General features: G+C 72.3%; 26 protein-coding genes. 14 read left to right on the forward strand and 12 right to left on the reverse strand.

Annotated elements, in window-relative coordinates; genetic code table 11:
- Window positions 1-13: 13 nt before the first annotated feature.
- Entirely contained in the window at window positions 14-559 is a 546-nt protein-coding gene (locus DAI17_RS16375; protein ID WP_107774279.1) for a hemerythrin domain-containing protein, read from the reverse strand.
- 106 nt (window positions 560-665) lie between these two features.
- Between DAI17_RS16375 and DAI17_RS16380 the strand changes: the two genes are divergently transcribed.
- From DAI17_RS16380 to DAI17_RS16390, 3 genes are all read left to right on the forward strand, one after another.
- Window positions 666-1,205, forward strand: coding sequence for a flavin reductase family protein (locus DAI17_RS16380; RefSeq protein WP_107774280.1), 540 nt, complete (start codon window positions 666-668; stop codon window positions 1,203-1,205).
- A gap of 90 nt (window positions 1,206-1,295) precedes the next feature.
- Window positions 1,296-2,246, forward strand: a complete 951-nt coding sequence (locus DAI17_RS16385; RefSeq protein ID WP_107774281.1) for a zinc metalloprotease — start codon at window positions 1,296-1,298, stop codon at window positions 2,244-2,246.
- Between the two features lie 87 nt (window positions 2,247-2,333).
- On the forward strand, window positions 2,334-2,996 hold the full coding sequence (locus tag DAI17_RS16390) for a sulfotransferase family protein (protein ID WP_107774282.1): 663 nt from the start codon (window positions 2,334-2,336) through the stop codon (window positions 2,994-2,996).
- Window positions 2,997-3,023: 27 nt separating this feature from the next.
- On the opposite strand, the gene DAI17_RS16395 is transcribed toward DAI17_RS16390, so the two are convergent.
- Window positions 3,024-3,653: a sulfotransferase family 2 domain-containing protein gene (locus DAI17_RS16395; protein ID WP_107774283.1), complete on the reverse strand. Its 630-nt coding sequence runs from the start codon at window positions 3,651-3,653 to the stop codon at window positions 3,024-3,026.
- A 92-nt stretch (window positions 3,654-3,745) separates the two neighbouring features.
- On the opposite strand from DAI17_RS16395, the gene DAI17_RS16400 reads away from it, so the two are divergent.
- On the forward strand, window positions 3,746-4,222 hold the full coding sequence (locus DAI17_RS16400) for an SRPBCC family protein (RefSeq protein ID WP_159081599.1): 477 nt from the start codon (window positions 3,746-3,748) through the stop codon (window positions 4,220-4,222).
- Window positions 4,222-5,277 carry an NAD(P)H-binding protein gene (locus DAI17_RS16405; protein WP_107774285.1) on the forward strand — a complete coding sequence of 352 codons (1,056 nt, stop codon included), beginning with the start codon at window positions 4,222-4,224 and terminating at the stop codon, window positions 5,275-5,277. Before DAI17_RS16400 ends, DAI17_RS16405 begins: the two co-directional genes overlap by 1 nt.
- Window positions 5,278-5,300: 23 nt before the next feature.
- Here DAI17_RS16405 and DAI17_RS16410 read toward each other — a convergent pair whose 3' ends face one another.
- The 3 genes from DAI17_RS16410 to DAI17_RS16420 all read right to left on the reverse strand — a co-directional run bounded on the left by DAI17_RS16410 (window position 5,301) and on the right by DAI17_RS16420 (window position 9,709).
- Window positions 5,301-7,349, reverse strand: a complete 2,049-nt coding sequence (locus tag DAI17_RS16410; protein ID WP_107774433.1) for a M3 family metallopeptidase — start codon at window positions 7,347-7,349, stop codon at window positions 5,301-5,303.
- 80 nt (window positions 7,350-7,429) lie between these two features.
- Window positions 7,430-8,008: a hypothetical protein gene (locus tag DAI17_RS16415; RefSeq protein ID WP_107774286.1), complete on the reverse strand. Its 579-nt coding sequence runs from the start codon at window positions 8,006-8,008 to the stop codon at window positions 7,430-7,432.
- An 81-nt stretch (window positions 8,009-8,089) separates the two neighbouring features.
- A complete protein-coding gene (locus DAI17_RS16420) occupies window positions 8,090-9,709 on the reverse strand; it encodes a hypothetical protein (RefSeq protein WP_159081600.1) in 1,620 nt (539 codons plus the stop codon).
- A gap of 273 nt (window positions 9,710-9,982) precedes the next feature.
- Between DAI17_RS16420 and DAI17_RS16425 the strand changes: the two genes are divergently transcribed.
- Window positions 9,983-10,768 (forward strand): CPBP family intramembrane glutamic endopeptidase, encoded by a 786-nt coding sequence (locus DAI17_RS16425; protein WP_107774288.1) that lies wholly within the window; start codon window positions 9,983-9,985, stop codon window positions 10,766-10,768.
- A 109-nt stretch (window positions 10,769-10,877) separates the two neighbouring features.
- Here the strand turns inward: DAI17_RS16425 and DAI17_RS16430 are convergent, their stop codons facing one another.
- Complete coding sequence (locus DAI17_RS16430; RefSeq protein ID WP_107774289.1) at window positions 10,878-11,183, reverse strand: hypothetical protein; 306 nt, start codon at window positions 11,181-11,183, stop codon at window positions 10,878-10,880.
- 175 nt (window positions 11,184-11,358) lie between these two features.
- Between DAI17_RS16430 and DAI17_RS16435 the strand changes: the two genes are divergently transcribed.
- Window positions 11,359-12,081 (forward strand): DUF4396 domain-containing protein, encoded by a 723-nt coding sequence (locus DAI17_RS16435; RefSeq protein ID WP_234412542.1) that lies wholly within the window; start codon window positions 11,359-11,361, stop codon window positions 12,079-12,081.
- A 35-nt stretch (window positions 12,082-12,116) separates the two neighbouring features.
- Here the strand turns inward: DAI17_RS16435 and DAI17_RS16440 are convergent, their stop codons facing one another.
- Both DAI17_RS16440 and map read right to left on the reverse strand, forming a co-directional pair.
- Window positions 12,117-12,938 (reverse strand): Fpg/Nei family DNA glycosylase, encoded by an 822-nt coding sequence (locus tag DAI17_RS16440; RefSeq protein ID WP_107774290.1) that lies wholly within the window; start codon window positions 12,936-12,938, stop codon window positions 12,117-12,119.
- 5 nt (window positions 12,939-12,943) lie between these two features.
- Window positions 12,944-13,711: a type I methionyl aminopeptidase gene (gene map / locus DAI17_RS16445; protein ID WP_107774291.1), complete on the reverse strand. Its 768-nt coding sequence runs from the start codon at window positions 13,709-13,711 to the stop codon at window positions 12,944-12,946.
- Between the two features lie 67 nt (window positions 13,712-13,778).
- Here map and DAI17_RS16450 point away from each other — a divergent pair, with 67 nt between their 5' ends.
- A complete protein-coding gene (locus tag DAI17_RS16450) occupies window positions 13,779-14,642 on the forward strand; it encodes an alpha/beta fold hydrolase (RefSeq protein WP_107774292.1) in 864 nt (287 codons plus the stop codon).
- 27 nt (window positions 14,643-14,669) lie between these two features.
- Here DAI17_RS16450 and trxA read toward each other — a convergent pair whose 3' ends face one another.
- On the reverse strand, window positions 14,670-15,335 hold the full coding sequence (trxA, locus tag DAI17_RS21725) for a thioredoxin (RefSeq protein WP_107774293.1): 666 nt from the start codon (window positions 15,333-15,335) through the stop codon (window positions 14,670-14,672).
- Between the two features lie 102 nt (window positions 15,336-15,437).
- Between trxA and DAI17_RS16460 the strand changes: the two genes are divergently transcribed.
- On the forward strand, window positions 15,438-15,812 hold the full coding sequence (locus tag DAI17_RS16460; RefSeq protein ID WP_107774294.1) for a nuclear transport factor 2 family protein: 375 nt from the start codon (window positions 15,438-15,440) through the stop codon (window positions 15,810-15,812).
- On the opposite strand, the gene DAI17_RS16465 is transcribed toward DAI17_RS16460, so the two are convergent.
- Genes DAI17_RS16465 through DAI17_RS16475 form a run of 3 tightly spaced genes read right to left on the reverse strand, consistent with a single transcriptional unit; the run spans window position 15,813 to window position 17,775 of the window.
- Window positions 15,813-16,370 (reverse strand): GNAT family N-acetyltransferase, encoded by a 558-nt coding sequence (locus DAI17_RS16465; protein ID WP_159081601.1) that lies wholly within the window; start codon window positions 16,368-16,370, stop codon window positions 15,813-15,815. It abuts the gene before it with no gap.
- A complete protein-coding gene (locus tag DAI17_RS16470; protein ID WP_234412543.1) occupies window positions 16,367-17,038 on the reverse strand; it encodes an MBL fold metallo-hydrolase in 672 nt (223 codons plus the stop codon). Before DAI17_RS16470 ends, DAI17_RS16465 begins: the two co-directional genes overlap by 4 nt.
- Window positions 17,035-17,775 carry a maleylpyruvate isomerase family mycothiol-dependent enzyme gene (locus DAI17_RS16475; protein ID WP_159081602.1) on the reverse strand — a complete coding sequence of 247 codons (741 nt, stop codon included), beginning with the start codon at window positions 17,773-17,775 and terminating at the stop codon, window positions 17,035-17,037. Before DAI17_RS16475 ends, DAI17_RS16470 begins: the two co-directional genes overlap by 4 nt.
- A 169-nt stretch (window positions 17,776-17,944) precedes the next feature.
- On the opposite strand from DAI17_RS16475, the gene uvrA reads away from it, so the two are divergent.
- The 5 genes from uvrA to DAI17_RS16500 all read left to right on the forward strand — a co-directional run bounded on the left by uvrA (window position 17,945) and on the right by DAI17_RS16500 (window position 25,508).
- Window positions 17,945-21,016: an excinuclease ABC subunit UvrA gene (uvrA, locus tag DAI17_RS16480; RefSeq protein ID WP_107774297.1), complete on the forward strand. Its 3,072-nt coding sequence runs from the start codon at window positions 17,945-17,947 to the stop codon at window positions 21,014-21,016.
- A 128-nt stretch (window positions 21,017-21,144) separates the two neighbouring features.
- On the forward strand, window positions 21,145-21,612 hold the full coding sequence (locus DAI17_RS16485) for a Rieske (2Fe-2S) protein (RefSeq protein WP_107774298.1): 468 nt from the start codon (window positions 21,145-21,147) through the stop codon (window positions 21,610-21,612).
- A 55-nt stretch (window positions 21,613-21,667) separates the two neighbouring features.
- Window positions 21,668-23,671 (forward strand): excinuclease ABC subunit UvrC, encoded by a 2,004-nt coding sequence (gene uvrC / locus DAI17_RS16490; protein WP_107774299.1) that lies wholly within the window; start codon window positions 21,668-21,670, stop codon window positions 23,669-23,671.
- Window positions 23,671-24,537 (forward strand): RNase adapter RapZ, encoded by an 867-nt coding sequence (rapZ, locus tag DAI17_RS16495; protein ID WP_107774300.1) that lies wholly within the window; start codon window positions 23,671-23,673, stop codon window positions 24,535-24,537. Before uvrC ends, rapZ begins: the two co-directional genes overlap by 1 nt.
- Window positions 24,534-25,508 (forward strand): gluconeogenesis factor YvcK family protein, encoded by a 975-nt coding sequence (locus tag DAI17_RS16500; protein ID WP_407669742.1) that lies wholly within the window; start codon window positions 24,534-24,536, stop codon window positions 25,506-25,508. Before rapZ ends, DAI17_RS16500 begins: the two co-directional genes overlap by 4 nt.
- The last annotated feature ends 33 nt before the right edge of the window (window positions 25,509-25,541 follow it).

The raw sequence follows: 25,541 nt of genomic DNA on the forward strand, positions 1-25,541 counted from the left end.
CGGTCCTCGGACGTCAGTCCTCGTCGTCGAGGAGCCCCTCACCGCGAGCCTCCTCGACGATCTTCCGCACCTGGGCCTCGCTGCCGCACCCCTGGTCGAGGAGCTCGTTGCGACGCTCGGCGAACGCCGCGCCCAGCTCGGCCCGGACCTGGTCGCCGACCTCCTCGCGGGCCGGGTTGAGGATGGTGAGCTCTTCCTCGGTGAGGTGGTGGTTGATCAGCTCGGCGAGCTTCTCCAGCGCGTCGTCGTAGGCCTGGGTGTCGGTACCGCTGAGCTCGAGCAGGGCCAGGAGCGCCTCGTTGCCCTCGGCGTGCTCCTCGTGCCCGTGCTCCTCCTCGTGCTCGCCGATCGCGCGCTTGCGGCGCAGCTTGGGGTAGACCAGCTCCTCCTCGGCGAGCGCGTGGGCGACGTGCAGCTCGCTGAAGGCGCGCCGGGCGGCGTCGCGGTCGGCGGTGGCGTCGCGCATGGTGCGCATGAGGTCCTCGAAGCGTCGGTGGTCCTCGAGGATCAGCTCGACGACGTCGCCCTGCACGGGCCGGCCCAGGTCAATGGCAGTCATGGGCACATCCCACCGCATGGCGCCGAGGCGCGCACCCCCCACCCTGGTACGACGAGACGTCGCGCCCCGTCGTACCCGCGCGTGGGCCGTGCGCGAGACTGGACCGATGGACCACCACCACGACTTCGAGTGGCGACCCGGCGAGACCCTCGAGGTCGACGGGGATGCCGCGTGGGCGCAGGCCGGGCGCTTCCGCGACGTCCTCGGGCGCTACGCCTCGGGGGTGACGGTGGTGACCACCGCGGTCGACGGGGCGCCAATCGGAATGACCTGCCAGTCGTTCACCAGCGTGTCGCTCGACCCGCCCCTCGTCGCTTTCCTGCCCACCCGCCAGTCGCGCGCCTTCGCGGCCATCCGGCGTACGGGGACGTTCTGCGTCAACCTCCTGGCCGCGGACCAGGCCGACGTGTCGGACCGGATGGCCGGCCCGTCGGACGAGAAGTTCGCGGGCCTGCCGTGGCGGCCGGCACCCGGCACGGGCTCGCCGATGCTCGAGGGGACCGTCGGGTACGTCGACTGCACGGTCGAGGCGATCCACGAGGCCGGCGACCACTTCATCGTCGTCGGCCGGGTCGTGGCCCTCGCGGCGGACGGCGACGGCCGCCCGCTGGTGTATCACCGCGGCGTCTACACGACGACTTCCTGACACACATTTGTCCTCCGGGGACGTAGCCCGACCTGCCCATGCGGCCATAGGTTGTCCGGACTAGTACCCGTCAGGAAGGCGTCACCACCCATGCGCACACGTCTCGTCCGCTCGGCCGCCGTCGCCGGCGTCCTCTCCCTCACCCCCCTCACCCTGGCCGTCACGCCCGTCTTCGCCGCCGTCGCCTCCGACGGAGTCGTGGCCTGCGAGGAGGGCTCGGACCACTCGTCGGCGGCCCGCGTCCGCAAGGACCACCCGCTCGCCAAGGAGCCGGCCCTCTACCCGGCCAAGGACGCCAAGAAGTACGGGGTCATCAAGGACCTGCCCTCGCTCCCGAACGGCTCGGTGCGCATCGAGACCGTCTTCCACGTGATCACCGGGTCCGACGCCACCGACGCGCACCGCACCCGCCTCGGCACCCTGGTCGAGGAGCAGATGGACGTCCTCAACGACTCGTTCGCCGGCACCACGGCCCCGGACGCCGCGGACACGGCGTTCCGCTTCGACCTGGCCAAGGTCAACTACGTCACCAACGACGCCTGGGTCAACGTCGCGCCGGGCAAGACCGAGTACGACATGAAGAAGGCGCTGCGCGTCGGCGACTCCGAGACGCTCAACGTCTACACCGCCGACATCGGTGGCGGGCTCCTCGGCTGGGCCTACTTCCCCAAGGGCTACAACAACGGCCAGGACTACAAGGACGGCGTGGTCATCCTCGACGAGTCGATGCCCGGTGGCACCGCCGAGCCCTACAACGGGGGCGACACGCTGACCCACGAGGTCGGGCACTGGATGATGCTCGAGCACACCTTCGCCGGCGGCTGCTCGGCCAGCGGCGACGGCGTGGCGGACACGCCGCGCGAGGCCTACCCGCAGTTCGGTTGCCCGGAGGGAGCCGACACGTGCGCGGCCCCCGGCCTCGACCCGATCCACAACTTCATGGACTACACCGAGGACAACTGCATGGACATGTTCACTGAGGGCCAGGCGGCCCGGATGAGCGACGCGTGGCTGGCGTTCCGCGCGGGCGGCAACGGCTGACCCGACCCTCCCGCACGTCCCTGGGCGGCGTCGACCGGGCTGCACCGGTCGGCGCCGCTCGTGCGTGGTCTGGAAGGATCGCGCCCCATGATGGCGTTCCCGCGGCACGGATTCGTGCTGCTCGCCATGCCCAAGTGCGCGTCCACGTCGCTGGAGGCCGCGCTCGCGCCGTACGCCGACCTCGTCATCGACCGACCGCCGGGTCTCAAGCACCTCGGCGCCTCGGGCTACGGCCGGCGGATCGCCCCGCGGCTGGCCGCCGACGGCCACGAGCGCGACTCCTACGAGCTGGTCACGATGTTCCGCGACCCGGTGCGGTGGCTCGAGTCGTGGTGGCGCTACCGCGCGCGTCCCGAGTCCGAGCGACACCGCCGCGGCGCGGACAGCTCGGACCTCACCTTCGAGGAGTTCGCCCTGCGCTACGTCGAGGGTGACCCCGACGCGCCGACACCGCGAGGACGGCCCGGCCAGTTCCTCACCGTCGACGACGTCGTGGAGGTCGACCGGGTGCTGGCCGTCGAGCGGCCCGACGCGTGGCAGGGGTGGTTCCGCTCCCGGCTCGGCGACGACGTCACGTTCGAGCGCCGCAACGTGTCGCCGCCGGCCGACCCGCAGCTCAGCGACTCCACGAGGACCGCCCTGGTCGACTTCTTCGCCCCCGAGTACGACGTGTGGTCCCGGCTGCAGGACACCGGCCAGTGGGCCGGTGCCCGTGGCACCCGGCTCGTCGTGCCCCCGCGGCCCCGCTGAGGGTCGACCCGGGCACGGGATGTGGGGTCAGAATCGGTAGCCGAACTCCTCGACGTCCTTGGCGTAGACCTCGGCGACGCGGTCCCGGGTCGCGGGCGTGTAGTAGTCGCGCCACGAGCCGCTGGACCGGGCGTTGCGGTGCGGCACCTCGGTCACGGGCAGGCCGAGCTGCCGCTGGACCGTGGCGGTGTCCTCGGCGAGGTTCTCGGTGCGGCCGATGAAGTCGGCCCGGCGACCGTCCGCGAGGAGGTAGTCGAGCTGCGGCATGGCCAGCCGGTCGTGCTCCTCGGTCCCGCGCAGCACGAACTCCTCGAAGTCGGCGTACCCGGCCACCGCGCGCCACAGCGGGTTGCCGTCGCGGGTGGAGCCCCACTGCCCCTCCTGGGGGCGTCCGGAGGCCGGTCCCCAGCGGTGGTTCCAGGTGTCGATCATCGAGTACCAGGACACCATCCGGGCCCAGGGGTTGCGCACGAAGCCGAACGACCAGTAGTCCGCCAGGGCCGGCTCGTGCCGCAGGATCCGCTGGAGCCGCGCGTGCCGCTGCCGACCGACCGTGCGGGCGTCGGGGCAGGCGTCGCGGAGCAGCTGCTCGACCGAGGACCCACCCGTCTTGGGGATGTGGACGAAGAGCATCCGGCGCTCGTCGGAGATCAGCACCCGTGCAGGCTAGACGACGCCCTGCGTGCCGGCGTCCGTGCGGTGCCGGTGCCGGGAGGGGACGCCGTGCAGCGCCCGCCTACGCTGGCCGGGTGAACCGCTTCCGTGCCCGCAACACCTCCGAGGCCTCCCTGCGCTCCGCGCCGGACGACGTGTGGAAGGTGCTCACCGACCCGACCCTGCTGCCGGAGCTGACGCCGTACCTCACGCGCATCGACGTGGACGGCGACCGGTGGACGTGGAACCTCACGCACATCCCGGTGATGAGCGCGACCATCGCCCCCACGTTCACGGAGGTGATGACCTTCGACCAGCCGCACCGGATCGTCTTCGCCCACGACCCGGAGCGGCCCGACGAGCGCACCGGCGTCGACGGTGAGTACCGCCTGCGTCCCCAGCCCAACCCGGACGGGACCACGGGCACCCACGTCGCCATCGACCTGGAGATCTGGTGCGACCTGCCGCTGCCGCGGCTGTCCCGCATCGCGGTCGAGACCGTCATGCACGGCGTGGTGGCTGCCATGGGCCGGCGTTTCGCCCACAACATGCTGCGCCACCTGGGGGAGTGATGGACGAGACCTCCCGCCGCGTCCTGGTCCTGGGCGCCACCGGCTACATCGGGTCGCGACTGGTCCCCGAGCTGCTCGACCGGGGCTGGCACGTCACCGCCGCCACGTCCCGGCCGCCAACGCCCGACCGCTTCTCGTGGGGCCACCAGGTCGACTGGGTGCGCTGCGACGTGACCGACGCCGCCGACGTCGCCGTGGCCCTGGAGGGGGTCGACGCGGTCTGCTACCTGGTGCACTCGCTGAGCACCCGCGGTTTCTCCGAGATCGACCGGCTGGGCGCCCGGACCGTACGCCGCGGTGTCGACGCGGCGGGCGTCTCGCGCCTGGTCTACCTCTCCGGCCTCGTCCCCCAGGTCCCTCGCCACGAGCTCTCCGAGCACATCACCTCGCGTCTGGAGGTGGAGGAGGAGCTGCTCGCCTCGTCCGCGTCGTCGGTCGCCCTGCGGGCCGGGGTCGTGATCGGCGCGGGCTCCACGTCGTTCGAGGTGATCCGCCAGCTCGGGAGCCTGCTGGTCCTCCAGCCGGTCCCGCTGTGGCTGCGCTCGCGGGTGCAGCCGATCGCGGCCACCGACGCGGTGCGGGCCCTCGTCGAGGCGCTCGAGCCCGACTCGACGCTCCAGGGCGCCGTCGACATCGGCGGACCCGACGTGCTGCGCTACCCGCGGCTGCTCGCGGCGTACTCCCGGGCCGCCCGGCTGCTGCGGGTGCGCGTGCCGGTCGCGATGGTGCCCACGCCGGTCGCGGCCGTCGGCACGGCGGGACTGGTCCAGGCGCCCTTCTGGACGGTCAACGCGCTGGTGGAGTCGCTGCGCCACGACATGGTGTGCCGCCCCGAGGCCACGTGGGTGCCGGCCGATGGCGGTCGCCTGCTCGGCGTGCGCGAGGCCATGCGGCGCGCCGTGCGCGGTGAGCCGGGCACGGCGGAGGCGCCGCTGCCCAGCGACCCCGACTGGACCCGCCAGCGGGCGCCGGTGCTCGACGCGCTGCGGGCGCCCCGCAGCGTGCGGGCCGGCGCCAGCCTCGCCTGGCACCGGCTCCGCCAGCTCAGCGACTGACCCGGTCGCCCGGGCCCGTCCCGCTACTCCGCGCCGATGCGGCGTAGGAGGTGGGCGAGGTCCGGGTCCCCGCCGCGGAAGCGGCGGTAGGTCTCCATCGCGTCGATCGAGCCGCCGCGGCCGAGCAGCTCGCGACGGAAGTGCTCACCGGCCTTCCGGTCCATCCCGCCCTGCTCGCCGAACCAGGCGACCGTGTCGGCGTCCATCACCTCCGACCACAGATAGGAGTAGTAGGCCGCCGAGTAGCCGCCGCCGAAGACGTGGTGGAAGTACGTCGACCGGTAGCGCGGGGGCACGGTCGCGTAGCGCACGCCGGCCCGCTCGAGGGCGGCCAGCTCGAAGGCCTCGACACCCTCGTCGTAGGCGGGCAGCTCGTCGGCCGGGGTCTGGTGCCACGCCTGGTCGAGCAGCATCGCCGCCAGCAGCTCGGCGTACCGGTAGGTCTCCTTGCCGGACCGGCCACGCAGCTGCTCGACCCACTCGGCGGGCATGGGCTCGCCGGTCTCGTGGTGCACGGCGTAGCGCGCCAGCAACGTGGGCTCGTAGGCCCAGATCTCGTTGACCTGGCTGGGGAACTCCACGAAGTCGCGGGGCACCGACGTCCCCGAGCGGGAGGGGAACCGGACGTCGGACAGCAGGCCGTGCAGGTCGTGCCCGAACTCGTGGAAGAGCGTGATGACGTTGTCCCACGACAGCAGGCTGGGCGTCCCGGGAGCCGGGGGCGGGAAGTTGCAGGTGTTGGTGACGACGGGCGCCGCGTCGAGCAGGTGGCTCTGGTCGACGATGCTCGTCATCCAGGCGCCGCCCTGCTTGGTGGGACGGGTGTAGGGGTCGATGACCACGGCACCGAGGTGGCTCCCGTCCTCCTCCCGCACCTCGTAGACGCGAGCGACGTCGGTGTAGCCGACGAGGTCCTCGCGTGGGTGGAAGGTGATGCCGTAGAGGGCGGTGGCGGCGGCGAAGACGCCCTCGACCAGCACCCGGTCGAACTCCAGGTAGGGGCGCAGGCCCGCCGGGTCGAGGACTGCCTCCTGGCGGCGCAGCCGGGCGTCGACGTACGCCCAGTCCCACGGCTCGAGGGAGGCGCCGGGCTCGATGCCCTCGAGGTGGGCCTGGAGCTGCTCGCCGCGCGCGCGGACCAGGCCGTACGCCGCGGGGCCGAGCCGGCCGAGGATCTCGTTGACCGCGTCGGTGCTGCCCGCGCAGCCGACCTCGGCGGCGTACGACGCGTGGTGGGGGTAGCCGAGCAGGTGGGCGCGCTCGTCGCGCAGCCGGGCCATCGTCAGCAGGACCGACCGGGTGTCGGTGTCCGGGTCGCCGCCGAGGCCTCGCTCGGCGCTGGCCCGGAAGACGCGTTCACGGGTGGGCCGGTGCGTGAGGTCGGCGAGCACGGGCTGGCCCGTGGTGTTGGTGATGGTCAGCAGCCAGCCCTCGCGACCGGCCGCCTGCGCGGCCTCGCGCGCGGCGGCCTTCTGGCCGTCGTCGAGGCCGTCGAGCTCGGACTCGTCGGTGACGTGCACGGCGGCGGCGTTGCGTCCCGCGACGAGCATCTGGTCGAACCGGGTGGAGAGGGTCGCGAGCTCGGTGTTGAGCTCGCGCAGTCGGGCCTGCTGTGCCTCGGGCAGGGCGATGCCGCCCCGTCGGAAGGCCTTGAGCCGCTCCTCGAGCAGGTGTGCCTCCTGCTCGTCCAGGGTCACCTCGCCGGCGTCGCGGCGCTCGGCCAGCGCCGTCAGGCGGGCGTAGAGGCGCGCGTCGAGGAGGATCGCGTCCGAGTGCTGCGCCAGTCGGGGCGCCATCTCCTCCTCGATCGCGTCGCGCTCGTCGTTGGTGTCGGCCGACTTGGCCACCCAGAACGCGTTCATCGCACGGTCGAGCAACGCGCCCGACCGCTCCCACGCCTCGAGGACGTTCGCCACGGTCGCGGGGGAGTCGTCGACGGCGATCTCGTCCAGCTCCGCGAGCTGCTCGGCCATGCCCCGGTCGATCGCCTCGCGGTAGTCGGCGTCGGTGAGGTGGGCGTAGTCGGGCAGGCCGAACGGCAGCGTCGAGGGACGCAGGAGGGAGTTGGTCATGCCGTCCATCCAAGCAAAGGGACCGCGCTCACGTGCGGCTTCGCTCGGGGTGCGCCGGCCCGAGGTTGCTCAGGCGTCGATCAGGCGCAGCCGTCGCAGACCTTGGTCGCCGGGAGCGCCATGTTGCAGTCGGGGCAGGTGTCGACGGGGCGGGCCAGGGCGGACGCCTTGCGGGCTCGGGTGCGGGCTGCGCTCACCTTCTCCGTCAGCGTCGGGACGCCGCCGTCGACCGGCAGGTCCGACGCCTCGAAGTGGGTGTGGCACGACAGTCGCTCGCGGGCCGCGTGGTCGTCGGCGTCGCCGATCTCCTCGCCCCGGGTGTCCAGGACGATCGACGCGTACGTCGCCCCCACGCTGCCCTGCGCGTTGACCGCCAGCGCCGCGAGGTTGGGCTCGTCGCGCTCGGAGCAGTCCCGGGCCACGCGGTGCAGCACGTCGGACATCCAGTGGTGCAGGGGCTGGCTGCTCGCGATGCCGGTGCTCTCCTGCACCTCCGCGGCCAGTTCCTTGTAGGTCACGAGGGCGCGGTAGCGCCGGGCCTTCTCGATGAGGACCGGGCGTGCAGCCTCGGCCCAGGCCGCGCGGGTGCTCTCCGTCGGGGGTCCGGTCACGTCCTCCGGCTCGATCTGGTCAGCAGTGCCGAGCTCGAGGTCAGTCATCCTTCGACAGTAGACCCCCGGAGGATCATCGCCCGCTTCGCCGACTCCGCCGCACGCGTGACGCACTCGCTGCAGGTCCGCTCATCGGCTGCTTGCCCCATCGGCCGCCGGCCCGGTGCCTGACGAGGCGCGACCTGGTCGGAAGGGCTCGAAGTGCGCGAGCAGCGTCTCCAGCTCGCGGGCAGTGAACACGGCGCGACCGGTGAAGTAGGTCGCCGGATCCTGGAGGAAGGTCGGGTCCAGCTCCAGCACCTGGGCCATCTCGGCCCAGGCCTGTTCCCGGTAGCCGAGGGCGGCCAGGGCGAGAGCCCGGTACAGCGGACCCCACAGCTGGCCGGGCACGTGGACCAGGCTCGCCTCGGCGAGCGCGCCGGCGTCGTCGCCCGCGACCAGGCAGGCCAGGGCCGTCACCGAGTGCGCGGAGCCCGGATGCACGGGATTGATGCGGAACCCCCGGCGCAACGTCTGCGCCCCACCCGCCCAGTCCCCGGCGACCGCCTGGACCGTGCCGGCCGACATCAGGACCGTCGGGTTCCACGGGGCCAGGTCGACTGCCCGGGTCGCATGTCGGTGTGCGAGCTCCCACTGTCGTCGCTGCCACGCGGTGCCGGCGAGCACGAGGTACGCCGCCGCGCTGTCCGGATCGAGCGCAAGCGCATCCCTGGCCAGCCGCTCGGCGCTGCGCAGCTCGCGGTCTCGCTCCGTCGCGGTCGTTCCCTGGTTGACCTCTGCGTTGTGGATCGCGCCTCTCATCGCGAGCAGCTCGGCTGTCGACTGCAGCCCCAGTGCCCGGTCGAGGGCTGCCGCCGCCGCGGCGACCGACTCGCTCGTCCCCGTCATCAGGTAGTCGGTGTAGGCCAGCCGCGCCGCGTGCACCGCGGAGCCGGCATGCTCCTCGCGGGCGAGAGCGCGCCGGAAGATCACACCGGTGGCGTCGCCGACCTGGCCGGCAACGGCGGCGGCCCACCTGTCGTCGAGCCGCGAACCGTCGAGGTCCGCGGTGGCGACGCACTCAGCGATCCGCCAGGCGACGTCCCCGGACGCCACGTCGCTGAGCCGGGCCTCGAGAGCGACTGCGTCGTCCGAGCTCGTCAACCTGCCTTCGAGGATGAAGCGGGCACCGAGCGGCCGTGGCGCGGCGTCGGTGCCGGCCGGGGCGAGCGTGGAAGGCCCGATGACCGTCAACCCCGGGAAGTCGCGCAAGCGGCGGACGATCGCGTCGCACAACGTGCTGCCGAGCAGCTCGGCGCCCGGCCCGGTGGAGACGAACCGCAGCACCGCGACCGCGACGGCGTCGGGGGACGTCGACGTGTCCGGGCACGGATCGTGTCGGGCGACGACGGGGTCGTAGGTGCCGGGAGGCAGGGAGATCCGGATCGTGGCGCTCGCGCCCTCAGCGTCGTAGTAGCGCTGGAGTGCCGTGCGCAGACGGCTTGCCTGCACCCGAACCGACGAGTTCAGCCGGGAGTCGTACGCGGAACGGCCCAGCGCGTGGCGGGCCACAGCGTGCTCGCCGAGACGGTCACCTCGTCCGGCGAGGTGCTCGGTCACGATGTAGGCGAGGAAGTCCCGTGAGCGCGGAGCAGATCGGAAGGCCTCGCTGTCGAGGATCGCGGTGAGGGCGAGGACCACCGCCTCCGGCGCGATCACATCGACACCGACCGGTGCTTCCTCGACGCTCGAGCCTCGAGAGTCCGGCATGCCGTCCTGCCTCTCCTCGACCTTGGACGTGTGGGCGAGAACTGCCTCGGCGCCCGCCTTGTTCCGCCGCGGTCTGGACCACTGCGAAGCAGCCGTACGACGGAACGTGATGCCAGCGCCCCGGCGGAGGTCGCGTCATACCGGCGCGCACGCACCACGGGGCGGGGCGCGACCGTCGTAACCGTTACAGGGGGCCCAAGGCCCTACCTCACGCTCAGGGGGTGGCCCTAGCGTCGGGCGCACCCAGGACCTCGTGAACCCCGAAGGACCATCATGCGCGTCCAGCCCCGCCCGCTCATCACGGTCGGCCTCGCGGTCGGCTACGTCGCCATCGTGACATTCACGTGGGTCCTCGTCGGCCTCGACTACGACACGGTCGGCGACTCGACCTCGAACATCGTCGAGGGCATCGTCCTCCCCATCGCGCTCGCGTCCGCGTTCACCGCTGGAGTGACCAGCTACCTCGGCTGGTGGGGACCGGCGATCCGCGAGGACCTGGGCGCGCCCCGCTGGCTGTGGGTCGTCCCGGTCCTCATGTTCCTGCCGGGACTCGGCTCGTTGCTCGGTGGCTTCGGGCCCGCGGACAGGTCAGCCTCCTACCTCCTGGCGCTGGGGGTTGGCACCTTGCTGGTCGGGTTCGGCGAGGAGATGCTGACGCGCGGCGCCGGGCTGGTCGGCCTGCGCGGCGGATTCCGGGAGCCGATGGCCTGGTTCTTCAGCTGCCTGCTCTTCGGCCTGCTCCACGCACTGAACCTGTTCTTCGGGCAGTCCCTCGGGTCGACCACGCAGCAGATCGCGCTGGCCTTCGTCGCGGGATCCGTGTTCTACCTCACGCGGCGCCTGGCGGGCACGTTGGTCCTCTGCATGGTGCTGCACGCATGGATCGACTTCACGACGTTCGCGTTCTCGGACGCTGCGAGGGATGCCGAGTCGCTCTTCGCCATCTTCGGCCTCCTCCAGTTCCCGGCCTTCGTCCTGGCCATCGTGGGTGTGGTCGTCGTGCTGCGCCGAGGGAGCGACCAGCGCGACAGCGCGCCGGACGCCCAGCCCGCCGCCTGAGCCGGACGAGGACCGGCGGCGACCACGTCATGCCGCGAGTGAAGGATCCGGCAGAGCGACTTGCCACCAGGGTCACACCGAGCTGCGTCGAGCTTCTCACCCGTGCGCCTCACGTCCGTTTGTGGAAGCGGACGGTGCCGTCGGGCGACAGCAGCATGGGCGCCGGGTCTCCCTGGGTCTCCGGCCCGGCCCGACCCTCCGCTGCGTCCACTCGACGGTAGGTGTCTCCGCTCGCGCTCAGCACCACCGCTTGGGGGAAGTCGAGGAGCTCCACGCCGAAGCCGTGCTGGTAGAGCGCCACCGCGGGCCCGGGCGGCGAGTCGGACACGTTGCCGGTGAGGTGCGAGTAGCCGGCCAGGATTGCCGCCGCCGAGCACACGCCGGCGAGACCAGGCTCACCCACCGCGATGCGCACGGTCGCGAGCCTAGGGGCGGCCCAGGACGCGCATGAGGAGGGGCGCTCCGATCTACCCCGTTCACGGCAGGCGACCCGCGCGGACAACCCGCGACCGTGGACAACTGGAATATACCCCCCTAGGGTATGTGTTCAGCGAGCAGAACCGTCCACGACACCAGCCGGAGGTAGACCGATGGCCAGCACGTCCCACGGGCAGCACCACGAGACCAACCCCACGCACCACGAGAGCCACCAGGGAGCCCAGGACCACCAGGCCCACCAGGGGCACGACATGGGTGGCACGCGCTCCATGGCGCTGAGCGCGACCCTGCACTGCCTGACGGGCTGTGCCATCGGCGAGATCGCCGGACTGATGATCGGCACCGCCATCGGGCTGGCGACCGGGTGGACCATCGTGCTGGCGGTCTCCCTCGCCTTCCTCTTCGGCTACGCACTCTCGACCCTGCCGCTCCTCAAGGCCGGGCTCGGGCTGGGCGCGGCGCTCTCGGTCGTCCTCGCCGCCGACACGCTCTCCATCGCCACCATGGAGGTGGTCGACAACGCGGTCATGGCAGTCATCCCCGGTGCCATGGACGCGGGTCTCGTCAACCCGGTCTTCTGGGTCAGCATGATGATCGCGCTGACCGCCGCCTTCTTCGCGGCCTACCCCGTCAACCGGTTCCTGATGGCGCGGGGGAAGGGCCACGCGCTGACCCACGAGTACCACGGCGCTGAGGCCGCCACTGGTGCCCGGCGGTTCATCCCCTCGCTGGCCACCTCCACGCTCGTAGGGGTCATCGTCGCCTTCATGCTGGGCGGCCTGGTGGTCTCCGTGGCTGCCGAGCTGGGGGAGGACACCGACGACGCCGGGGCCGGTGGCGGGCACGCCCTGTCGTCGACGACCCGGCACGGTTGAGTCGGCGCCCGCCGACACCCGTGCGGCGCGTGACGTCAGCCGGAGGCCGGACCCTGCTCGACCGAGCAGAACCACGTCGTACGGCCGCCGACCGTGGCCCGTTGCATCGGAGCACCGCACCGCGGGCAGTGGCCGCCGGCGACGCGGTGCTCCATCACCTCGCCCGTGTGCACCCCGCCGTTGCGGATCGCGGCCCTCGTGGCCTTCCGCAGCGACCGGTGCAGGGCGGTGAGCGTGTCGTGGTCGAGGGTGTCCACCCTCCGGCGCGGGTCGACCGCGGCCTGCCACAGCGTCTCGTCGGCCAGCAGGTTGCCGACGCCCGCGATCACCGACTGGTCGAGCAGCCGGGCCTTGACCGGAGCCGTGCCGCGACCCACCCGGGAGCGGAACTCCGCCACCCCGACCTCCGCGGCGTCGGGGCCGAGGCGGTCCAGGTCCGGGTCGAGGCGCACCCGTCCGAGCCGGCGCTTGTCGAAGAGCCGCAGCTCCCCGCCGTCGGCGAAGCGGATGGTGAAGCGGTCCCAGGCGAGGTCGCGGTCCGGGGAGGTGGCGGTGAGCCCCCGCACCCGGTCGCCGCCCTCCACGGGGTCGCCGGACGGGTCCGTGACCACGATCCGCCCGCTCATGCCGAGGTGGATCCCGAGGACCGGTCCGTCGGACGAGGTCTCGCACCACATGCTCTTGCCGCGCCGCAGCGCCACCGTCAGCCGGCGCCCCACCAGGGCCGAGCGGATCTCGCCGGTGGCGTGCGGTCGGCACACCCACGTGTCGGTGTCGTCGACGTCCGCGACCTCGCGGTCGAGCGCGCCGGCCTCGATCACGGCGCGCGCGCTCTCCACCTCGGGCAGCTCGGGCACGGCCGTCAGTCCCGGGCCGTGAGCACCAACGGGCCGTCCTCGGTGATCGCCACCGTGTGCTCCATGTGCGCGCCGCGGGAGCCGTCCGCGCTGCGGAGCGTCCACCCGTCCGGGTCGGTGTAGATCTCGTCGGTGGTGTGCAGGAACCACGGCTCGATCGCGATCACCAGGCCGGGCTGGAGCTTGAAGCCGCGCCCCGGGGTGCCGTCGTTGGGGATGTGCGGGTCGCCGTGCATCGTCCGCCCGACACCGTGGCCGCCGAACTGGAGGTTGATGCCCAGGCCGGCGCCGCGCGCCACCGAACCGATCGCGTGGGCGATGTCCCCGATCCGGTTGCCGGGCCGGGCCGCGTCGATGCCGGCGTCGAGGGCCTGACCGGTGACCTCGATCAGGCGCAGGTCCTCCGGGCGCGGCGTACCGACGACGAAGGAGAGCGCCGAGTCGGAGACCCAGCCGTCGACGGCCACCGCGAAGTCGAGCGTCAGCAGGTCGCCGTCCGCGAGGTCGTAGTCGTGGGGGAGGCCGTGAAGCACCGCGTCGTTGACCGAGGTGCAGATGACCTTGCCGAACGGGGAGGCGCCGAACGACGGGTGGTAGTCGATGTAGCAGGACTCGGCCCCCCGACGGCGGATCATGTCGTGCGCGATCTCGTCGATCTCGAGCAGGTTGGTGCCGACGTCGACCACCTTCGACAGGTGCGTCAGCACCTCGGCCACGAAGCGCCCGGCGGGTCGCATCTGCTCGATCTGGGAGGGGCTGCGCATCTCGATCACACCGGCCAGCCTAGGGGCGCGACCGAAGGGGTCGCCCGACGCCCGCCGGAGCACTAGCCTGCCCGGCATGGCTGCCACCCGGTCCTCCTTCACGTCCCCGTCCGACGCGACCGCCCTGGCGACGTACACCTGGGACGACGTCGCCGACCCGGTCGGCGTCGTCCAGGTCGCCCACGGGCTCGCCGAGCACTCCGAGCGGTACGGGCGCCTGGCCGAGGCGCTCAACGCCGCCGGCTACGTCGTCCACGCCCTCGACCACCGCGGCCACGGCGCGTCGATCACCGACCGGGCCGGGGACTTCGGACCGGTCGGCTTCGAGGGGCTGATCGCCGACGTCGCGGCGTACGGCGCCTCGTTGCGGGCCGCGCGCCCGGACCTGCCGTTGTTCCTCGTCGCCCACTCGATGGGCTCCTTCGCCGCCCAGTCGGTGCTGCTCGAGCACTCCGACCTGTACGACGGCGTGGTGCTGTCCGGCTCGACGGCCCTCGACCTGCTCGCCGCCGGGCTCGCGCAGGCAGAGGGCCCGGTCGGCCTCGAGGCCTTCAACGCGGGGTTCGAGCCGCGTACCGGCTACGAGTGGCTCTCCCGCGACGAGACCGAGGTCGACGCCTACGTCGCCGACCCGCTCTGCGGCTTCGACCTGCCCGACGAGACGGTGCCGGCCCTGTTCGGCGCCGCCGCCACGCTGGCCGACCCAGCCAGCCTCGCGCGCATCCGTCCCGACCTGCCGATCCTCGTCGCCTCGGGCGAGGCCGACCCGCTGGCCGGGGGCGGGGAGCTGGTGCAGGTGCTGGCCCAGCGCTACCGCGACGCCGGCGTCCGGGACGTCACGGTCCGGGTGTACGCCGGCGCGCGGCACGAGATCTTCAACGAGACCAACCGCGACGAGGTCACCGAGGACGTCATCGGGTGGCTCGACGCCCACCGGTGAGCGCCGAGCCGGTGCCGACTCGCGGCGTCACCGCTCGAGCGGCCAGCCCCGCTGGGCCCACCCACCGGTGCCGTCGGACACGTTGACCGCGTCGACCCCGTTGGCGTTGAGGTACTCGGTGATGGCCCGGCTGCGGTTGCCGCTCTGGCAGATCACGTGCACCCGGCGGTCCGTGGGGACCTCGGCCAGGCGCTGGGGGACGTCGTTCATCGGGATGTGGACGGCCCCGGGCACGTGCCCCGCGGCGAACTCGTCCTGCTCGCGCACGTCGAGGACGTAGCCGCCGCCGGCGTGCTCGGCCGCGAAGGAGTCCAGGTCGACCTCGCTGGGGTTGGCCTCGGCCTCGGCGATCTGGGCGCGGATCGCGTCCATGTCGAGACCGCGGGCCTGCTCGATCACGCCCTCCAGGGCCTGCGGCGGCAGCGCGCCGGCCTGGTTGAAGAGCAGGATGCCGTCGCGGAAGAGCATCAGCGTCGGGATCGAGGTGATCCCCGCCTCGCCGGCGAGCTGCTGCTCGGCCTCGGTGTCGACCTTGCCGAAGACGATGTCGGGGTGCTTCTCGGACGCCGCCTCGAAGACCGGCCCGAACTGCTTGCACGGCCCGCACCACTCGGCCCAGAAGTCGACGAGGACGATGCCCTCACCCACGACGGTGTCCTCGAAGTTGGCGGCGGTCAGCTCTCGGGTGCTCATGCCTGCCAGCGTAAGAGGTGGGTCCGCACGACCTATGGCTCGACCCCCGAGCCGGACGTAGCGTGGCAGGGGGACCCGTCGGGTCCGGGAAGCGGGGACGTCATGTCAGGCCAGGAGAACATCGAGAAGACCAAGGCGGCGTACGCGGCCTTCTCCGCAGGGGACGTCGAGGCCGCGAGCGCGGACCTCGACGACCAGATCGAGTGGATCGTGGCGGGCAACAGCGCGATCTCGGGCACCTACCGGGGCAAGGAGGAGGTCCTCGGCTTCTGGATGCGGCTCGCCGGCAAGGGCTTCTCGACCCGTCCCGAGCACTTCCTGGCCGACGACGAGCGGGTCGTGGTGCTCACCAACATCACCGTGGACGGCGAGAGCGCCGACCAGGCCGACGTGCTGACCTTCCGCGACGGGAAGGTCGTGAAGTTCCAGTCCGCCGGGGACACCGCGATGCAGGAGCGCGTCTGGGGCAGCAAGTAGTCAGGGCTCGGGCAGGGGCGGCCGGTGGTCGCCCGGGAGCAGGCTCCACAGCTGCGTGTCCGCGCGCACCCCGGGCTTCCAGTACTCAGAGCGCAGCACCCCCTCGAGCCGGTAGCCGCAGCGCTCGGCGACCCGCTGGGACGCGGGGTTGCCGACGGCGATGTGCAGCACGATGCGCTCGGCCCCCAGCTCGAGGGCGCGGTCGGTGAGGAGGGAGAGAGCCCAGGTGGCGACCCCGCGCCCCCGCGCGCCGGGGGAGACGATGTAGCCGATCTCCACCGTGGCCGACGCCCCGTCGATCACCGGGAGCATCCCGGCCCCGAGGAAGGCCCCGGTCCCGTCCACCACGGCGTACGCCTCGCGCTCGCCGGTCTCGCGTCCCGCGGCGAAACGCTCGACCCAGCCGGCGGCGTAGTCGTCCGGCGGAGGCTCGGGGATCCGGGTGAACCGGCGGGTGCCGGCGTCGTCGACGAGCTCGCGCAGGTCGGCGACGTGCTCCGCGGCGAGCGGGACGAGCCGCACGTCGCGGATCGGCTCGTGCCCCGAGCTGCTCCTCACCAGCCCCGGGACCGCCACTCGGCGAGGTGCGGGCGCTCGGCCCCCAGCGTCGCGTCGCCGCCGTGTCCCGGGTAGAACCACGTCTCGTCCGGGAGCCGCTCGAAGACCTTGGTCTCGACGTCGTCGATCAGCTGCCGGAAGGCGTCCGCGTCGCCGAACGTGTTGCCGACGCCGCCCGGGAAGAGCGAGTCGCCGGTGAAGAGGTGGCCGCCCTCGTCGGGCCAGTACAAGCAGATCGAGCCGGGCGTGTGCCCCGCGACGTGGATCACCTCGAGGTCGCAGGTCCCGACCGCCACCCGGTCGCCGTCGCCGACCCGGCGGGTGACCGGTACGCCGGTCTGCTCGGTGATCGCGTCGGCGTCGGCCTCGCCCGCGACGACCGCCGCGCCGGTGGCGGCCACGACCTCGGCGAGGGCGCGGTGGTGGTCCCAGTGCTGGTGCGTGGTGACGACGGTCGTCAGCGACCGGTCGCCGATGAGCTCCAGCAGGCGGGGCGCCTCAGCGGCGGCGTCGACGAGCACCAGCTCGTCGGTCTCCGTGCAGTGCAGCAGGTAGCAGTTGTTGGACATGTCGGGGTCGACCGCCACCTTGGTGACCCTCAGGCACCCGATGGTGCGGACGTCGGGCTCGCCACCGGGCGAGACGTCGCCGGTGTAGCTGTCGTTCACCACGAGGGCACCTCCGGGAGTCGGTCGGCATCGACGGTCAGGTCCGCGCCGTCGCCGCGGCCGGTGAGCCACCAGCCGAGCGCGGCCGCGTCGCCGGTGACGGTGGCGACGGGCTGCCCGTCGCCGAAGTCCCAGGTGCGGGCGAGGTCGCGCGCGAGCACCCGGAACGGCTGGGGGTAGGGCCGCCTGGTCATCGACTCGATCAGCACCGCGTCGAACGCCTCGGGCCAGTCGGCGGCCGAGTAGCCGGCCGCCAGGTCGGCGTGGTGGATCTCCACCTCGCGGAGCCGCATCAGCGGCACGGTGGCGACCGAGAAGGTCGGGCCGCCCGGCGTACGCTCGAAGCGGCGTCGCCAGTGCTCGGCCGGCATGGCCGACGCAGCCCGGGAGAAGCAGTGCGTGGACGCCAGCAGCCGCTCGCGCAGCTCCTCGGCCGGCGCGGACGACAGCTCCTCGATGTCGCGGTCCCGCGTCTCGGGGGAGTCGTACATCGGCCGGCTCTCGCCACGCGCGGCCGCCGACAGCACGGCCTCGAGGGCCTCGCCGTTGAGGGCGAGGTGCGCCACGACGTGGGCCCGCGTCCAGCCGGGGAGCAGCGACGGCTGGCCGACGTCCTCGGCCGGGAGGCCGTCGACGGTGCGCACCAGACGTTGGTCCGCCTCCGCGAGGAGCTCGAGCTGGGTGGGCACCCAGGGTGGTGTCCCGGCCGCCTGGCCCGGGGGAGCGGTGTCGGTCATGACTGTCATTCAACACACACCTGGGGGTGCTGTGCAGCCCCGTAGGATCGAGAACTGACCGCGTGGCGGGTTGCGACCCGGCGCGGCATCACGAACACTTGTTCGAAATGAACGTCCTGCCCGGGCGCACGGCTCGTGGCGGGCACCCCCCGTGCAGTGAAGGACAACTGTGGCCGACCAGCTGATCATCCGCGGCGCCCGCGAGCACAACCTCAAGGACGTCTCGCTCGACCTCCCGCGTGACGCGCTCATCGTGTTCACCGGGTTGTCGGGCTCCGGCAAGTCGAGCCTGGCGTTCGACACGATCTTCGCCGAGGGCCAGCGGCGGTACGTCGAGTCGCTGTCGGCGTACGCCCGCCAGTTCCTCGGTCAGATGGACAAGCCCGACGTCGACTTCATCGAGGGCCTCTCGCCCGCGGTGTCGATCGACCAGAAGTCCACGTCGAAGAACCCCCGCTCGACGGTCGGCACCATCACCGAGGTCTACGACTACCTCCGCCTGCTCTACGCGCGCGCCGGCCGGCCGCACTGCCCCGTGTGCGGGGCTCCGATCGAGCGGCAGACCCCTCAGCAGATCGTCGACAAGGTGCTCGCGCTCGAGGAGGGCGCCCGCTTCCAGGTGCTGGCTCCGGTGATCCGCGGTCGGAAGGGCGAGTACGTCGAGCTGTTCCGCCAGCTGCAGGCCGACGGCTTCAGCCGGGCCCGGGTCAACGGCGAGACCTACCCGCTCGCCGAGCCGCCCAAGCTCGACAAGCAGAAGAAGCACACCATCGAGGTCGTCGTCGACCGCCTGGCCGTCAAGGAGTCGAGCAAGCGCCGGCTGACCGACTCGGTGGAGACGGCGCTGCGCCTGGCCAGCGGACTGGTCGTCCTCGACTTCGTCGACCTCGACGCCAAGGACCCGGGCCGCGAGCTGCGCTTCTCCGAGCGGATGGCCTGCCCCAACGAGCACACGATCGACACCGACGAGCTCGAGCCGCGCTCGTTCTCGTTCAACTCGCCCTTCGGCGCCTGCCCGCAGTGCCACGGCATCGGCACCCGGATGGAGGTCGACCCCGAGCTCGTGGTCCCGGACGCGGGAGCGACCCTGGGCGAGGGCGCGATCCAGCCGTGGAGCAACGCGCACGTCGCCGACTACTTCCTGCGCCTGCTGAACGCACTCGGCGAGGAGCTCGGCTTCGACCTCAACACCCCGTGGGAGCAGCTCACCCAGCGCGCCCGCACCGCCATCCTCGACGGCCACAAGACCAAGGTGCACGTGGTCACCCGCAACCGCTACGGCCGCCAGCGGTCCTACTACGCGGCCTTCGAGGGCGTCCGCCCCTACATCGAGCGGCGCCACCAGGAGGCCGAGTCCGACACCAGCCGGGAGCGCTTCGAGGGCTTCATGCGCGAGGTGCCCTGCCCGACGTGCCGCGGCAGCCGGCTCAAGCCGGTCTCGATGTCGGTCACCCTCGGTGCCCGCGAGGAGGGCGGCAAGAACATCGCCGAGCTCTGCGCCCTCCCCATCAACGAGACCGCCGCGTGGCTGCGCGACCTCGAGCTCTCGCCGCGGGAGAGGCAGATCGCCGAGCGGGTGCTCAAGGAGATCCAGGAGCGCCTCAACTTCCTCCTCGACGTCGGGCTCGACTACCTCTCCCTGGACCGGCCCTCGGGCTCGCTGTCCGGCGGCGAGGCCCAGCGCATCCGGCTCGCGACCCAGATCGGGGCGGGCCTCGTCGGCGTGCTCTACGTCCTCGACGAGCCCTCGATCGGTCTCCACCAGCGCGACAACCAGCGCCTGATCGAGACCTTGGTGCGCCTCAAGGACCTCGGCAACACCCTGATCGTCGTCGAGCACGACGAGGACACCATCCGCACCGCCGACTGGGTCGTCGACATCGGGCCGGGCGCCGGCGAGCACGGCGGCCAGGTGGTCCACAGCGGCAGCGTCAAGGACCTCTACGAGCACCCCGACTCGATGACGGGCCAGTACCTCTCGGGTCGCCGCGAGATCCCGGTCCCGGAGGTACGCCGGCCGCGCACCAAGGGTCGCGAGCTCACCGTCCACGGCGCCAAGGAGAACAACCTGCGCAACGTGGACGTGAGCTTCCCGCTCGGCGTCTTCTGCGCGGTGACGGGCGTCTCCGGCTCGGGCAAGTCGACGCTGGTCAACGACATCCTCTACACCTCGCTGGCCAAGCAGATCTACAACGCCCGCACCGTTCCCGGGCGGCACACCAGGATCACCGGCACCGAGCACGTCGACAAGGTCATCCACGTCGACCAGTCGCCGATCGGCCGCACCCCGCGGTCCAACCCCGCGACGTACACCGGGGTCTTCGACCACGTCCGCAAGCTCTTCGCCTCGACGCCCGAGGCCAAGATGCGCGGCTACCTCCAGGGGCGCTTCTCGTTCAACGTCAAGGGCGGTCGCTGCGAGGCGTGCTCCGGCGACGGCACCATCAAGATCGAGATGAACTTCCTGCCGGACGTCTACGTCCCCTGCGAGGTCTGCCACGGCGCGCGCTACAACCGGGAGACGCTCGAGGTCCACTACAAGGGCAAGAGCATCGCCGAGGTCCTCGACATGCCGATCGAGGAGGCGGCGGAGTTCTTCGCGGCCGTGCCCGCCATCGCACGGCACATGAAGACGCTGTGCGAGGTGGGGCTCGGCTACGTCCGCCTCGGGCAGCCGGCGACCACCCTCTCCGGCGGCGAGGCCCAGCGCGTCAAGCTCTCCAGCGAGCTGCAGAAGCGCTCGACCGGTCGCACGGTCTACGTCCTCGACGAGCCGACCACGGGCCTGCACTTCGAGGACATCCGCAAGCTGCTGCTGGTGCTCGGCAAGCTGGTCGACGCGGGCAACACCGTCCTCGTGATCGAGCACAACCTCGACGTCATCAAGACGGCCGACTGGCTGATCGACATGGGTCCCGAGGGCGGTTCCCGCGGTGGCGTCGTGGTCGCCGAGGGCACCCCCGAGACGGTCGCCGGCCACCCCGAGAGCCACACCGGTCGCTACCTCGTGCCGCTGCTCGAGGGCCGCGCCGCGCAGCAGCCCGCGGGTCGGGTCGCGCCGAAGGAGCTGCCGCCGACCAGGCTGGCGAAGAAGGCCGCGCGCAACGCCGCCGCCAAGGACGCCGCGTCCGGGCGGGCGGTGGCCCAGAAGTCGGTGGCCAAGAAGGCGCCGGCCAAGAAGGCGCCGGCCGAGAAGGCGACCACGAAGAAGGTCGCTGCGAGGAAGGCGTCGACCACGTAGGCGTCACCCGTGGCGCGACGACCGGGTGACGGAGCAGGCTGGGGACACCAGCCTGCTCCCCGCCGGCACTGGGGTCGGTGTCCTACGGTGGTGTGCACCGTCTGCTGACCTGACCGAGAGGCCACCTCATGAGCACCGAGCACCCCTTGACCCGCCGCCGGTTCACCGCGACCGCCACCGCCGGGCTCGCGCTCCCCGTGCTGGCCGCGTGCGGGTCCGACGACGGCGGCACGGCCGCCGACAGCTCCTCCGCCGAGCCGAGCGACGCCTCCTCGAGCCCCGCGGAGGACGGCGCCGGCGGCGCGACGGGCGCCGTGCTCGCGAGCACCTCGGACGTCCCGGTCGGCGGGTGCGCGGTGTTCGAGTCCGAGAAGGTCGTGGTCACCCAGCCGACGGAGGGCGAGTTCAAGGCGTTCAGCTCCACGTGCACCCACCAGGGCTGCGCGGTGAGCTCCTCGAGCGACGGCGAGATCCCCTGCAACTGCCACGGCAGCCGCTTCTCCCTGGAGGACGGCTCGGTCCTCAACGGGCCGGCCACGGCGCCGCTCGACGAGGTCGCGATCACCGTCGAGGGGGACAGCATCACGCTGGCCTGAGCCGGCCCCTCACCACCCCTCGGGCACTGTCCCCGGGGGTCCGTAGGGTTGTCGCGTGGCCACCCCCAGCAGCTATCGACCCGCTCCAGGGTCGATCCCGACCGACCCGGGGGTCTACCGGTTCCGCGACGCCAAGGGCCGGGTGATCTACGTCGGCAAGGCCAAGAGCCTGCGCCCGCGCCTGTCGTCGTACTTCCAGGACATCGCCAACCTGCACCCGCGCACGGCGAGCATGGTGACGACCGGCGCCAGCGTCGAGTGGACCGTCGTCCGCACCGAGGTGGAGGCCCTCCAGCTGGAGTACAGCTGGATCAAGGAGTTCGACCCGCGGTTCAACGTGAAGTACCGCGACGACAAGTCCTACCCGTGGCTCGCGGTGACCCTCGGTGAGGAGTTCCCGCGCGTCATGGTGGGTCGCGGGGCCAAGCGCAGGGGGACGCGCTACTTCGGGCCCTACGGCCACGCCTGGGCGATCCGCGAGACGGTCGACCTGCTGCTGCGGGTCTTCCCGATGCGCTCGTGCAGCAATGGGGTGTTCAAGCGGTCCAGCCAGATCGGCCGGCCGTGCCTGCTCGGCTACATCGACAAGTGCTCGGCGCCGTGCGTCGGCAACGTCACCGCCGAGGAGCACCGCCGCATCGTCGACGACTTCTGCGACTTCATGGCCGGCAACACCAACGCGTTCGTGCGTCGCATCGAGAAGGAGATGTACGCCGCCTCGGAGGCGCTCGACTTCGAGAAGGCCGCCCGCCTCCGCGACGACCTCGGCGCCATGCGCAAGGCCCTGGAGAAGCAGGCAGTGGTGCTGGGCGACGGCACCGACGCCGACGTCATCGCGCTGGCGGAGGACCCTCTCGAGGTGGCCGTCCAGATCTTCTACGTGCGCGGCGGGCGCATCCGCGGCCAGCGCGGCTGGGTGGCCGACCGGGCCGACGACAGCGACACCGCCGGCCTCGTCCAGGAGTTCCTGCTCCAGCTCTACGGCGGCGCGGCCGCCGACGACGACGCCTCGGCGATCCCGCGCGAGGTGCTCGTGCCGGCGCTGCCGCCGGACGCCGCGGTGCTCGAGGAGCTGCTCAGCGACCTGCGGGGGAGCCGGGTGTCTATCCGGGTGCCGCAGCGGGGGGCCAAGCTCACCCTCCAGCAGACGGTGGCGTCCAACGCCGGCCAGGCGCTCGCGCTGCACAAGACCAAGCGGGCCAGCGACCTCACCACCCGCAACCGGGCGCTCGAGGAGATCCAGAAGGCGCTCGGGCTCGACGAGGTGCCGCTGCGCATCGAGTGCTACGACGTGTCCAACCTGCAGGGCACCGAGGTCGTGGCCTCGATGGTGGTCTTCGAGGACGGCCTGCCGCGCAAGGGGGAGTACCGCCGGTTCGTCATCCGGGGCGAGGACGGGGCCGACGGACAGGTCGGGCAGAACGACGTCGCCCACATGCACCAGGTCATCACGCGGCGCTTCCGGAGGCTGCTCGACGAGCAGGCGCGCTCCGAGACGGTCAGCACCGACTCCGGGCCGATGCTGGTCGACCCCGAGACGGGCCGGCCGCGCAAGTTCGCCTACGCGCCGGGGCTCGTGGTGGTCGACGGCGGTCCGCCGCAGGTCGCCGCCGCGCAACAGGCCCTCACCGAGCTCGGCATCGACGACATCCCCGTCTGCGGCCTGGCCAAGCGGCTCGAGGAGGTGTGGCTCCCCGACGAGGAGGACCCGGTGATCATGGCGCGGTCCAGCGAGGGCCTCTACCTCCTGCAGCGGGTGCGGGACGAGGCCCACCGGTTCGCGATCACGCACCACCGGTCCCGACGGTCCAAGACGATGGTCGAGAGCGTCCTCGACGACGTCCCGGGCCTGGGCGAGGTGCGCCGCAGGACGCTGCTCAAGCACTTCGGGTCGCTCAAGAAGCTGCGCGAGGCCGACCAGGCGGAGATCGCCCTGGTCCCGGGCATCGGCCCCCGCACGGCCGCCTCCATCAAGGAGGCTGTCGCCGGGGCCGCCGCGACCCGCCAGACTGGCGCCCCGCGGGTCAACACCGCCACGGGCGAGATCGAGGAGGACTGATGGACGCCACGCCGGCAGAGCTGGTCGTCGTGACCGGCATGACGGGCGCCGGACGCAGCACGGCGGCCAAGGAGCTCGAGGACCTCGGGTTCTTCGTGGTCGACAACCTGCCGCCCACCCTCGTGCGCGACGTCGTACGCCTCGTCGACGACAGCCGTGGGATCAGCCAGCCGATCGCCGTGGTCGTCGACGTCCGGTCGGGCTCGTTCTTCGACTCCCTCCAGGCCAACCGCACCCAGAAGGTCACCGGCCGCCCCACCACGCTGCTGTTCCTCGACGCGACCGACGAGGTCCTCGTGCGCCGCCAGGAGGCCGCCAGGCGCCCGCACCCGCTCCAGGGCAGCGGCCGGCTCCTCCACGGACTGCAGCGCGAGCGCGAGGTGCTGGCCGACCTGCGCAGCGACGCCGACCTGGTCATCGACACCACCAACTTCAACGTCCACCAGCTCACCGACCGGATCGCGGAGCAGTTCGGCACCCCCGAGTCGACGCGGCTCAAGGTGACGGTGACCAGCTTCGGCTTCAAGTACGGCATCCCGGTGGACGCCGACTTCGTGGCCGACATGCGCTTCCTCCCCAACCCGCACTGGGTTCCCGAGCTGCGTCCCCTCAACGGGCGCGACGAGCCCGTGGCCGCCTACGTCAAGGACCGGCCCGGGGCCGTCACGTTCCTCGAGCAGTACGTCCCCGTGCTGGAGACGGCCGCCGAGGGCTACCTGCGCGAGGGCAAGCGGTTCATGACGATCGCGATCGGCTGCACGGGCGGCAAGCACCGCAGCGTGGCGATGACCGAGGAGATCGCGTCGCGCCTGCGCGAGCGCGGGTACGACGTCTCGGCACGGCACCGCGACCTCGGGAGGGAGTGACGATGGCGCGCGACACCGCCCAGGCCGCCGTCGCCCTGGGCGGCGGACACGGCCTGTTCGCCACCCTGAGCGCGCTGCGGCGCCTGGAGGCCGACCTCACGATCGACTCGCTGACCGCGGTCGTCACCGTCGCCGACAACGGCGGCTCCTCCGGACGACTGCGCGGCGAGTTCGGCGTCCTGCCGCCGGGCGACCTGCGGATGGCCCTGGCGGCGCTGTGCCGCGACGACGACTGGGGGCGCACCTGGGCCGACGTGGTCCAGCACCGCTTCGCCGGCGAGGGCGACATGCGCGGCCACGTCATCGGCAACCTGCTGATCGTCGGACTGTGGGAGCTGATGGGTGACCACGTGCGCGCCCTGGACTGGGTCGGACGCCTGCTCGGTGCGCAGGGGCGGGTGCTGCCGATGGCGATCACGCCGATGGACATCACCGCCGAGGTCCGAGGGCTCGACGCCGAGCGTCCCGAGCTCACCAGCACGGTCCGCGGCCAGGTCGAGGTGGCGACCACGGAGGGCGACATCGTCTCGGTGGCCCTCGACCCGCCGTCGCCCGCGGCGTGCCCCGAGTCGGTCGAGGCGATCATGGCCGCCGACTGGGTGTTCCTCGGACCCGGCTCCTGGTACACCTCGGTGATCCCGCACCTCATGGTCCCGCGGCTGCGCGAGGCCCTCGTCGCCACCAGCGCCCGGCTGGTCGTCGTGCTCAACCTCGAGCCCCAGGAGGGGGAGACGCCCGGCTTCGGCCCCGAGGACCTCCTCGCGGCGCTCTTCGAGCACGCACCCGACCTGAAGATCCACACCGTCCTGGCCGACCGGGCCAGCGTCGGCCACCCCGACGTGCTGGAGCGCGTCGTGTCCGATGCCGGAGCCGAGCTCGTGCTGGCCGACGTGGCCGAGGACGGTGCGTCGGACCGCCACGACCACGCCCGGCTGGCGGCCGCCTTCGAAGCCATCGTGTCGCGCCCCTGAGAGGCCCGGGCGACGGTCCGGGTGATTGACGCG

The organism is Nocardioides sediminis (genome assembly GCF_003047295.1).
GTDB lineage: Bacteria > Actinomycetota > Actinomycetes > Propionibacteriales > Nocardioidaceae > Nocardioides > Nocardioides sediminis.